We start from the raw sequence: 10,894 nt of genomic DNA on the forward strand, positions 1-10,894 counted from the left end.
CAACCCAGCCTCTGTTTTTCGGTAAAATAGAGGATGTTGCGTATGAAAAAAGTACTTTGTATCATTTATCCTAATTTTTCTCTTTATGAGATAACTGCTTTAACGAGTACTTTAGCTCTGTCTTTTGATAGTACGATTGATTATGCCGCTTCAGATCATTCGATGGTGGTCTCTGAGGATGGTTTGCCCTGTCAACCAACGAAAACACTAGATCAAATCCGTATAGAAGAGTATTCTTGTGTGATTTTGCCCGGAATGGTTAACATTGGACCTGCTCTACAGGATGAGAAATTGATTTCGTTCTTGAGGGACCTTGGTGAGCAAGATATCCTCATTGCAGCCATTTCTTCAGCGCCTCTTTTATTAGCGAAAGCAGGTCTGTTGAAGGACACGAAATTTACAGGTGGAATTTGGCAAAACTTCTTTGATTATTTTGAATTTCTTCCACGTGAGAATTTCCAACCCAAACTGGTTGTGCAAGATAAACAAATCATTACGGCTATCGGTTTTGCCCATCAAGAGTTTGCAAGAAAAGTAATTCTAAGCTTAGGGTTGGCAGAGAATACGGACAACTATTTTAAAGAACGAAACGACTACTCAGAAGAGGATTTGATATTTACTCTATCGGACCAAGAGTTTGATCAAGTGAAGCGAAGTATAGAAAACACCCTCTAAAGATGTACATGAAAATTATAGAAAGGAACAAAGAGTGTTCGTAACTGAACACGGGCTACGGACGATGCCAAAAAGATAGTTTTTTCTAGGACGCAAGCGTCCGTCGTCAAAACTCCTATTTTGGCTGTGTCCGTTTAACGCCCTTTGTATCTTGAATTATGAACAATACTGAATTTTATGACCGTTTGGGCGTTTCAAAGAATGCATCTCAAGATGAGATCAAGAAAGCCTATCGGAAATTATCTAAAAAATATCACCCAGATATCAACAAGGAGCCTGGTGCTGAGGAAAAGTACAAGGAAGTTCAAGAAGCTTATGAGACTTTGAGTGACGAGCAAAAACGGGCTGCTTATGACCAATATGGTGCTGCAGGTGCCAATGGTGGCTTCGGTGGCGGAGCAGGTGGTTTTGGTGGCTTTGATGGTGCTGGTTTTGGTGGCTTTGAAGATATCTTCTCTAGCTTCTTTGGTGGTGGTGCAAGTCGTAATCCAAATGCACCTCGTCAAGGGGATGACCTCCAATACCGCGTCAATCTCAAGTTTGAAGAAGCGATTTTTGGTGCGGAAAAAGAAGTCAAGTACCATCGGGAAGCTAGCTGCCATACCTGTCATGGTTCTGGAGCTAAGCCAGGGACTAGTCCGGTGATCTGTGGACGCTGTCATGGTTCTGGAGTTATCAATGTGGATACGCAAACCCCTCTTGGGATGATGCGCCGTCAAGTGACCTGTGATGTCTGTCATGGCCGTGGTCAAGAAATCAAAGATCCATGTACGACTTGTCGTGGAACAGGTCATGAAAAACAAGCCCATAGCGTGAACGTCAAGATTCCTGCAGGAGTTGAAACAGGTCAACAAATCCGCTTAGCAGGTCAAGGAGAAGCTGGCTTTAACGGTGGACCTTATGGAGACTTGTATGTGGTTGTCAACGTGGAGCCGAGTGATCGCTTCGAACGAGATGGCTCAACCATCTACTACAAGCTAGATTTGAATATTGTCCAAGCAGCTCTTGGAGATACGGTTCATGTGCCTACAGTTCATGGCGATGTTGATTTGGTGATTCCTGAAGGAACCCAAACCGGTAAAAAATTCCGTCTTCGCGGAAAAGGTGCTCCAAGCTTACGTGGTGGTGCCATGGGAGATCAATATGTGTCTGTCAATGTTGTCACCCCAACTGGTTTAAATGACAAGCAAAAAGAAGCCCTTCAAGCCTTTGCGGAAGCAAGTGATTTGAAGGTCAACCCAAAGAAAAAAGGCTTCTTTGATAAGGTCAAAGATGCTTTAGATGACTTATAAGAATAAACGAGTTTCCTTTTGACTAAGGAGCTCGTTTTATTTTGGATCGATTCCAAGAACTTCCTCTCCTAATTAAAGAATAATTTGGAGCCTCATTGAATTTATTAAGATATCGTGGTAAATTTAAGAAAACGATTACAAAGACAATTTAGGAGGTCCTGATGAAATCACATCAACCACGTTATGCGATTCGCAAGTATGCAGTAGGAGCTGCTTCGGTGCTCATAGGATTTTTTGCTGGTGCTCATGTTGTAGCTGCAGATACGTCGAGCGTTACAGACAGTCCTTCAACGACAGTTCCAACTCAGCCAAGCGAGGGTGAGTCAACGATTTCTCTTAATGAGGAAGCTTCTCAGCCAACAGTAGAAAAACCAACGGCTCCTGCCCCAATCGTCGATCAAAGTCAACCGACACTGCCTGATCGTGAATTGCGGGTATCAGATCTTGACCGTTTGATTCGCGAAGAAGCAAGTTCTGTCGCAGAGTCGGATGTGGCAGCTCAACCAGCGACAGTAGCGACGGAAACGCCTGCTAAAGCTTCTGACCAAGAAGAAAAATTAACCAAGAAAAAGATTGTGTCGATCGATGCCGGTCGCAAGTACTTCTCACCAGACCAAATCAAGGAAATCATTGATGAAGCTAGTAAGACTGGCTATACAGACTTGCATCTCCTAGTCGGAAATGACGGCTTGCGCTTTGTGCTGGATGATATGTCTTTGAAAGTGGGAGATACTTCTTATTCTAGCCAAGCCGTGACAGATGCGGTTGAAAAAGGGACAAAAGCTTATTACGATGATCCGAACGGGACAGCCTTGACCCAGGCTCAAATGGATGATATTTTGGCCTACGCCAAATCGAAGAAAGTAGGTGTCATCCCAACCATTAATAGTCCAGGTCACATGGATGCGATTCTGACGGCCATGGAACAATTGGGGATCGAAAATCCTCACTTTAATTATTTTGGTACAAAGAAATCAGCTCGGACAGTTGATTTGGACAACCAAAAAGCCATCGACTTCACCAAAGCCCTGGTAGACAAGTATGCGGCTTATTTCAGTGGCAAGGCAGATATTTTTAACATCGGTTTGGATGAATATGCCAACGATGCCACAGATGCCCATGGTTGGCAGGTTCTCCAAGCCAGCAAGCATTGGCCAGGTGAAGGCTATCCAGAAAAAGGCTATGAAAAATTCATCCAATATGCTAATGATCTAGCAGCTATTGTGAAAAAACACAAGATGAAACCAATGGCCTTCAATGATGGAATCTACTACAATGGCGATACTTCCTATGGCACTTTTGACAAGGATATCATTGTGTCCTACTGGACAGGTGGCTGGAACGGCTATGATGTCGCTTCTTCAAAACTCTTGTCTGAACTAGGTCATCAGATTCTTAATACCAATGATGCTTGGTATTATGTGCTTGGACGGGACAAGGCTGGATCTGGTTGGTACAACCTGGATCAAGGTCTCGAAGGAATTTCCAAGTCAGCGATTGATGTGGTTCAAAAAAATGATGGAGCTAAGGTGCCCTTCATCGGTGGCATGGTAGCTGCCTGGGCAGATACGCCATCTGCAACCTACAAAAAAGACCTTCTCTTTAAGCTCATGCATGCCTTCGCGGACAAGAATGCGGACTACTTTGTAGCAGATCCTGAAGTCGTCGAAAAAGCTCTTTCAGAAGCTCCAACTGATTTGGATCACTATACACCGGAATCTCTAGTAGCCTTTACGGCAGCTAAAAAAGCTTTAGAAGGGGCAGGAACAAATACCACTCGAGCAGAGGCCAAAACCTTGATCGACCATCTCAAAGCAGCTCAAGATGCTTTGGTGTATACAGAAAGCTACGCGAAAGAAGTTGCTGCAAAAGAAGCAGCAGAAAAACTCGCCATGAAGAAGGTCATCTCGATCGATGCAGGCCGCAAATACTTCTCATTGGATCAGCTGAAACGGATCGTCGATAAGGCCAGTGAGCTGGGTTATTCTGACTTGCACCTCCTTGTCGGAAACGATGGTATGCGCTTCGTCCTCGATGATATGACGGTGGAAGCTAATGGCAAAACCTATGCCAGTGATGATGTGAAAAAGGCCATTTTAGAAGGCACCAAGGCCTATTACGATGATCCAAATGGTCAAGCCTTGACCCAAGCAGAAATGGATGAACTCCATGCTTATGCTACTGCTAAAGGAATCGGCTTGATTGCGGCAGTCAATAGTCCTGGCCACATGGATGCTTTGTTGGTGGCCATGGAAAAATTGGGCATTGAAAACCCACAAGCCAGCTTTGATACGGTTTCAAAAACAACCATGGATTTGACCAATGAAGCAGCAGTCAACTTTACCAAAGCCTTGATTGGCAAGTACATGGACTACTTCAAAGACAAGTCTAAGATCTTTAACTACGGAACAGATGAATATGCCAATGACGCTACCAGTGCGCAAGGTTGGTATTACCTAAAGTGGTATGACCTCTATGGTAAATTTGCGGAGTATTCCAATAGTCTTGCAGCTATGGCGCGTGAAAAAGGCTTGCAGCCAATGGCCTTTAACGATGGCTTCTATTATGGAGATGAAGATGATGTTGCCTTTGACAAGGACGTCTTGATTTCATACTGGTCTAAAGGATGGTGGGGCTATAACCTCGCATCTCCACAGTATTTGGCAGATAAGGGGTATAAATTCCTTAATACCAACGGAGACTGGTACTATGTTTTGGGAAGAACACCTGAAACGGGTGGTGGTTATATTGAAAAAGCGATTGCCAATGCAGCTGCTACTCCATTTAGACAACTCCCAAGTACAACATATCCAGAAACATCTTTGCCGATGGTCGGTAGCATGGTAGCTGTTTGGTGTGATACCCCAAGTGAAGAATACATCGAAAAAAATGTCTTTGATCTAATGGAAGCTTTTGCCAACCACAACAAGGACTATTTCAAGGCGGACTTCACTGCTCTTAGAAAAGCAGTTGCTACGGTGCCAACAGATCTAGACATATACACACCAGAATCTCGCGCAGCTCTTGCGAAAGTCTTAGATAGCTTGAATTGGAATGTGAGCCGTGCTCATCAAGATCAGGTGAACCAAGAAGTGGCCGCTCTGACCCAAGCCCTTGCGGGGCTTAAGCCAATTACGCAAGTAGGTAGCTTGGCTGAAAATGATGTCAAAGCCCTAGTGGAAGATAAACCAAGTCTTGAAATCGTGGAGAAAGAACTTGATTTTGACCTTGTGGAACGCACCAATCCAGATCTCGCTAAAGGAGAACGCAAAGTGATCCAGGCTGGGGTTAAAGGGCAAGGTCTTGAGTATGTAGAGGTTTCGGCGCTTGATCAAAGTCGAAAAGTAATCGCTACAGAAGTTGCTAAAGAGCCAGTTGCAGAAATTGTTGAAGTCGGTACCAAAGAAATTGTGATCCCAACAAGCCCTTCAGTAGAAGCGCCAGTGAAACCAGACGTGCTTGTAAACAAAATGGTTTCAGATCCTTCAACACCTCAAGTGATCTCAAAGAATCAACCAGTAGCACCAGTAAATATCCCAACGCCAATTCCAGCAGTTGTGGAAAAAGAGGTTCGTTCAGAAACAGGAAACTCTAACAAGCAACTCCCAGAAACAGGAGTGGAATCTGCTCTGGGACTCGCTTTACTAGGAGCGATCTTAGGAGCAGCAGGAATGGACTTGAAAAATAAAAAAAGAGACTAAGACCTAGTAGATTTGTAACAGGTCGAAGTTCGGAGAGTGGGACAGAAATCGGTAATTCGTTAGAATTCGATTTCGTCGTCCCACCTCTGCACAGTTGAGTAGGGCTGTAAAAGCTGATGAAATCAGCGTAGTAGAGCCCACTCAACCACTGCGTCTTGCTCGACAACCTAAAAATAATTGAGAGGCTAGGACTTTTGTCCCAGTCTCTTTTTGTGCTTGCAAAACTGTACCCGGACAGTTTGGGTTTTTCACTCTTGTAACCCCTTCTATATCCTGTTAAAATAAAACCATGACACGATACAAAGCAACCATTTCATATGACGGTACCTTGTTTGCAGGGTTTCAACGTCAACCGCATGCCCGCAGTGTGCAAGAAGAAATCGAGAAGACCTTGACGCGCCTCAATCAAGGAACCCCTGTTACCATTCATGGAGCGGGGCGAACGGATTCAGGTGTCCATGCTCTTGGGCAGGTGATTCATTTTGATCTCCCCCAAGCGCGGGACGAGGAGAAGCTCCGCTTTGCCCTCGATACCCAAACCCCAGAGGATATTGATTTCATCCGAGTGGAGCAAGTAGAAGATGACTTTCACTCACGCTACAAGAAGCACAGCAAAACCTATGAATTCATCGTGGATTATGGTCGTCCCAAGAACCCCATGATGCGCCACTATGCCACCCACTATCCTTATCCTTTGGATGTGGAAAAGATGCAAGCAGCCATCCAAAAGTTGGAGGGAACCCATGATTTCAGCGGTTTCACAGCTTCAGGAACCAGCGTGGAAGATAAGGTTCGTACGATTACAGAGGCTCGCTTGGTCGAGGATGCAGAACATCATCGCCTTGTCTTTACCTTTTCGGGCAATGGCTTTCTCTACAAGCAAATCCGCAATATGGTGGGAACTTTGTTGAAGATTGGAAATGATCGGATGCCGATCGAGCAGATCGATCTAATTTTAGAAAAGAAGGACCGCAATCTAGCAGGTCCTACAGCAGCGCCAAATGGCTTATATTTAAAGGAGATCCGTTATGAGTAATGAATTGATTCTAGCTATTTCAGGAAATGATATTTTTAGTGGGGGAGGTCTTCACGCAGACCTTGCAACTTATACGACTAACAAACAGCATGGCTTTGTAGCGGTGACTTGTTTGACCGCTATGACGGAGCACGGTTTTGAAGTGATTCCGGTGGATCCGACGACCTTTGCTCAACAGCTCAACTCTCTCAAGGATGTTCCTTTTTCTGCTATTAAACTCGGCCTTTTGCCAAATGTCCAAGTGGCAGACTTGGCTTTGGACTATGTCAAAGCCCATGCGGAGATTCCTGTGGTACTAGATCCTGTCTTGGTCTGCAAGGAAAGTCATGATGTAGAAGTTTCAGCTCTTCGAGACGAATTGATTAAGTTCTTCCCTTATGTGACCATCATCACGCCAAACTTACCAGAAGCTGAGATCTTGACCCAAAGCAAGATTCAATCGCTCGACGATATGAAGGCGGCAGCGCGCAAGCTCCACGAATTAGGAGCAACGACTGTCGTGGTCAAAGGAGGCAATCGTCTCAATAAAGAAAAGGCCATCGATGTCTTTTATGATGGGACAGACTTCACCGTCATTGAAGAGCCAGTCTTAGAAAAGAACAATACAGGAGCTGGTTGTACCTTTGCGTCTAGCATTTCCAGCCAGTTGGTGCAAGGGAAATCTCCACTTGAAGCTGTTAAAGCCTCTAAAGACTTTGTTTTCCAAGCGATTCAACATTCAGACCAGTATGGAGTAGTACAGTATGACATCTAATCGAACTCAACTCATTGCCCGCCTCTCTATTTTGACATCCTTGACAGTTGTACTTGGCTACTATACCAAACTTCCAACTCCTACAGGGATCGTCACCCTGCTAGATCTTGGTGCCTATTTCACAGCCTTCTATTTTGGGCGCAAGGAAGGTGCTATTGTAGGTGGTGTCGGAGCCTTCTTATTGGATCTGATTTCAGGATATCCTCAGTGGATGTTCTTTAGCCTCCTCTTTCACGGGGGACAAGGTTACTTCGCTGGCTTCAAGGGCAAAGCTCGTTACCTAGGCTTGCTTCTTGCGACAGTCGTCATGGTAGGCGGTTACGCACTAGCTTCTGCTCTCTTTTTAGGCAATGGCTGGGGAGCTGCTATCTCGGATATTCCGAATAACCTCGCTCAGAATTTTGTTGGAATGGCTTTAGGCTATGTGGTCTATTATGCATTTCAAAAGAAAGGAAGCTAATTCATGGATCTGGAGCAACTGAAGAAGGATACAAAAGAAATCCTGGTAGATGTCTTGGAAAAAAGCCGTCTCCGCCAAGGACAGATTTTAGTGCTCGGGATGTCTTCAAGTGAAGTTGCAGGAGGGCCAATTGGAAAAGCCTCCAACATCGACATTGCAGAAGCTATTGTCCAGACCTTACTAGATGAGTTGAATCCAAGAGGCATTTATCTGGCGGTACAAGGATGTGAGCATCTCAATCGCGCCTTGGTGGTCGAAAGAGAATTGGCAGATAAAAAGGAGCTAGAAATCGTCAATGTCCTTCCGAGTCTCCATGCAGGAGGTGCTGGACAACTCGCAGCTTTCAAGTATTTTAAGGATCCTGTTGAGGTGGAATTTATCACAGCTCAAGCGGGGTTAGACATCGGAGATACCTCGGTGGGGATGCACGTCAAACACGTGCAAGTTCCAATTCGCCCTATCTTGCGTGAACTAGGTGGAGCCCATGTCACAGCCCTCGCCAGTCGGCCAAAATTGATCGGCGGTGCCCGTGCTCTCTACCTCGATGATCCCATCCGAAAATCATAATCAGAACTAGCTTTAAAGGGCTAGTTTTTTTGGATGAAAAGAGAGGCAAAAACGTTTTAAAACTTGCAATTTCAAAGTTTTGTGGTAAAATTATAAGGAATGACTATATTATTTTAAGGAGAGACAGAATGTCTGTATCATTTGAAAACAAAGAAACTAACCACGGTGTATTGACTTTCACAATCAGCCAAGAGCAAATCAAACCTGCTTTGGACCGTGTGTTTGAGTCAGTTAAGAAAACTTTGAACGTACCTGGATTCCGTAAAGGTCATATTCCACGTCCAATCTTCAACCAACGTTTTGGTGAAGAAGCACTTTACCAAGATGCTTTGAACGATCTTCTTCCAGCAGCATATGAAGCAGCTGTTAAAGAAGCTGGAATCGAAGTTGTAGCACAACCAACTTTCGATGTTGTATCTATGGAAAAAGGTCAAGACTGGACATTGACAGCAGCTGTTGTCACAAAACCTGAAGTTAAATTGGGTGCTTACAAAGACCTTGAAGTATCAGTAGAAGTTTCTAAAGAAGTAACAGACGCTGATGTGGATGCTCGTATCGAACGCGAACGCAACAACTTGGCTGAATTGGTTGTTAAAGAAGGTGCTGCAGCAGAAGGTGACACAGTTGTGATCGACTTCGTAGGTTCTATCGACGGTGTTGAATTCGACGGTGGTAAAGGTGACAACTTCTCACTTGGACTTGGTTCAGGACAATTCATCCCAGGTTTCGAAGACCAATTGGTTGGACACTCTGCTGGTGAAACAGTTGATGTGATCGTAACCTTCCCAGAAGACTACCAAGCAGCTGACCTTGCAGGTAAAGAAGCGAAATTCGTGACAACTATCCACGAAGTAAAAGCAAAAGAAGTACCAGCTCTTGACGATGAATTGGCAAAAGACATCGACGAAGAAGTTGAAACTCTTGACGAATTGAAAGAAAAATACCGCAAAGAATTGGCAGCAGCTAAAGAAGAAGCATACAATGATGCAGTAGAAGCAGCAGCAATCGATCTTGCAGTTGAAAACGCTGAAATCGTTGACCTTCCAGAAGAAATGATCCACGAAGAAGTACACCGTTCAATCAACGAGTTCCTTGGAAACATGCAACGTCAAGGTATCTCACCTGAAATGTACTTCCAAATCACTGGAACAACTCAAGAAGATCTTCACAAACAATACGAAGCAGAAGCTGAAAGCCGTACGAAGACAAACCTTGTGGTTGAAGCAGTAGCGAAAGCAGAAGGCTTCGAAGCAACTGAAGAAGAAATCAACGCTGAAATCGAACAATTGGCAGCAGATTACAATATGCCAGTTGAACAAGTTCGCAACCTTCTTTCACCAGAAATGTTGAAACATGACATCACAGTGAAGAAAGCAGTGAACGTGATCACAAGCACAGCAAAAGTAAAATAATTTAGATAAAAAAGGCTGGGCAACAACTGTCCAGCCTTTGATGTTTGATAGAAATAACTGTATGACGCAGTGGTTGATTGGCATCTTTGTTCGCCTTTAAGCTCCAAAGATGACCTAATCAACTGTGCGGGGGTGGGAAAACGAACTCTTTTTAACTAGTCGGAGTTCTTTCCCACTCCCTTTTCTGATTTCATGGAGAATCCTGGAATTTTCCTTTGACGAAAGGGGAAATTTATCGTACAATAGAGTGTAACGATAAAATGCGTGATAGATTTAGTGACGAGAAGTTTTCAATCTATCATTGAGGATAGGATGAGGTTTAAGACCGGATCCTTCTCCATTTAGGAAATGAAACATAAGGAGATTTACCCTTGGAATTAGAAGTATTTGCTGGACAAGAAAAAAGTGAACTTTCTATGATTGAAGTGGCGCGTGCGATTTTGGAATTACGCGGACGTGACCATGAAATGTACTTTAGCGATCTTGTAAATGAAATTCAAAATTACCTTGAAAAATCAAACAGCGAGATCCGTGAAGCTCTTCCATTGTTCTACACAGAATTGAATGTAGATGGAAGCTTTATCCCACTTGGAGATAACAAATGGGGTCTTCGTTCATGGTATGCCATCGATGAAGTTGACGAAGAAATCATCGCTCTTGAAGAAACAGACGAAGATGAAACTCCTAAGAAACGGAAGAAAAAACGTGTCAATGCCTTCATGGATGGAGACGAAGATGCGATCGACTACAACGACGATGATCCAGAAGACGAAGAAGTTTACGAAGCAGATCCAGCTCTTTCATATGATGAAGAAAATCCAGATGATGAAAAGAGTGAAGTCGAAGCTTACGATGCTGAAATCAATGAAATCGTACCAGATGATTTAGGTGAGGAAGTTGAATTGAGCGAAGAAGACGACGAAGAAGAGGATTCTGAAGACGAGGAAGAAGAATAAATCATAAGAAGAGGCTGGGACAAAAGTCCTAGCCTCTCAAT

General features: G+C 44.1%; 9 protein-coding genes. All 9 read left to right on the top strand.

Annotated elements, in window-relative coordinates; genetic code table 11:
- Nucleotides 1-42 precede the first annotated feature (42 nt).
- The 9 genes from HMPREF2893_RS05475 (at nucleotide 43) to rpoE (ending at nucleotide 10,853) form a co-directional block, all read left to right on the top strand.
- Nucleotides 43-675, top strand: coding sequence for a DJ-1/PfpI family protein (locus tag HMPREF2893_RS05475; protein ID WP_070674867.1), 633 nt, complete (start codon nucleotides 43-45; stop codon nucleotides 673-675).
- Between the two features lie 158 nt (nucleotides 676-833).
- Entirely contained in the window at nucleotides 834-1,967 is a 1,134-nt protein-coding gene (dnaJ, locus tag HMPREF2893_RS05480) for a molecular chaperone DnaJ (protein WP_070674870.1), read from the top strand.
- Nucleotides 1,968-2,128: 161 nt separating this feature from the next.
- On the top strand, nucleotides 2,129-5,668 hold the full coding sequence (locus HMPREF2893_RS05485) for a family 20 glycosylhydrolase (RefSeq protein ID WP_070674873.1): 3,540 nt from the start codon (nucleotides 2,129-2,131) through the stop codon (nucleotides 5,666-5,668).
- 289 nt (nucleotides 5,669-5,957) lie between these two features.
- Nucleotides 5,958-6,704: a tRNA pseudouridine(38-40) synthase TruA gene (truA, locus tag HMPREF2893_RS05490; protein ID WP_070674876.1), complete on the top strand. Its 747-nt coding sequence runs from the start codon at nucleotides 5,958-5,960 to the stop codon at nucleotides 6,702-6,704.
- Nucleotides 6,697-7,458, top strand: coding sequence for a bifunctional hydroxymethylpyrimidine kinase/phosphomethylpyrimidine kinase (locus tag HMPREF2893_RS05495; RefSeq protein ID WP_070674879.1), 762 nt, complete (start codon nucleotides 6,697-6,699; stop codon nucleotides 7,456-7,458). The genes truA and HMPREF2893_RS05495 overlap by 8 nt, the downstream gene beginning before the upstream one ends.
- Entirely contained in the window at nucleotides 7,448-7,918 is a 471-nt protein-coding gene (locus HMPREF2893_RS05500; RefSeq protein WP_070674882.1) for an ECF transporter S component, read from the top strand. The genes HMPREF2893_RS05495 and HMPREF2893_RS05500 overlap by 11 nt, the downstream gene beginning before the upstream one ends.
- A gap of 3 nt (nucleotides 7,919-7,921) precedes the next feature.
- Nucleotides 7,922-8,485: a TIGR01440 family protein gene (locus tag HMPREF2893_RS05505; protein ID WP_070674885.1), complete on the top strand. Its 564-nt coding sequence runs from the start codon at nucleotides 7,922-7,924 to the stop codon at nucleotides 8,483-8,485.
- A 128-nt stretch (nucleotides 8,486-8,613) separates the two neighbouring features.
- Nucleotides 8,614-9,897 (top strand): trigger factor, encoded by a 1,284-nt coding sequence (gene tig, locus HMPREF2893_RS05510; protein ID WP_003004508.1) that lies wholly within the window; start codon nucleotides 8,614-8,616, stop codon nucleotides 9,895-9,897.
- A gap of 371 nt (nucleotides 9,898-10,268) precedes the next feature.
- Nucleotides 10,269-10,853, top strand: a complete 585-nt coding sequence (gene rpoE / locus HMPREF2893_RS05515) for a DNA-directed RNA polymerase subunit delta (protein ID WP_003010182.1) — start codon at nucleotides 10,269-10,271, stop codon at nucleotides 10,851-10,853.
- Nucleotides 10,854-10,894: the final 41 nt, after the last annotated feature.

The organism is Streptococcus sp. HMSC072C09, assembly GCF_001813105.1.
Classification (GTDB): domain Bacteria; phylum Bacillota; class Bacilli; order Lactobacillales; family Streptococcaceae; genus Streptococcus.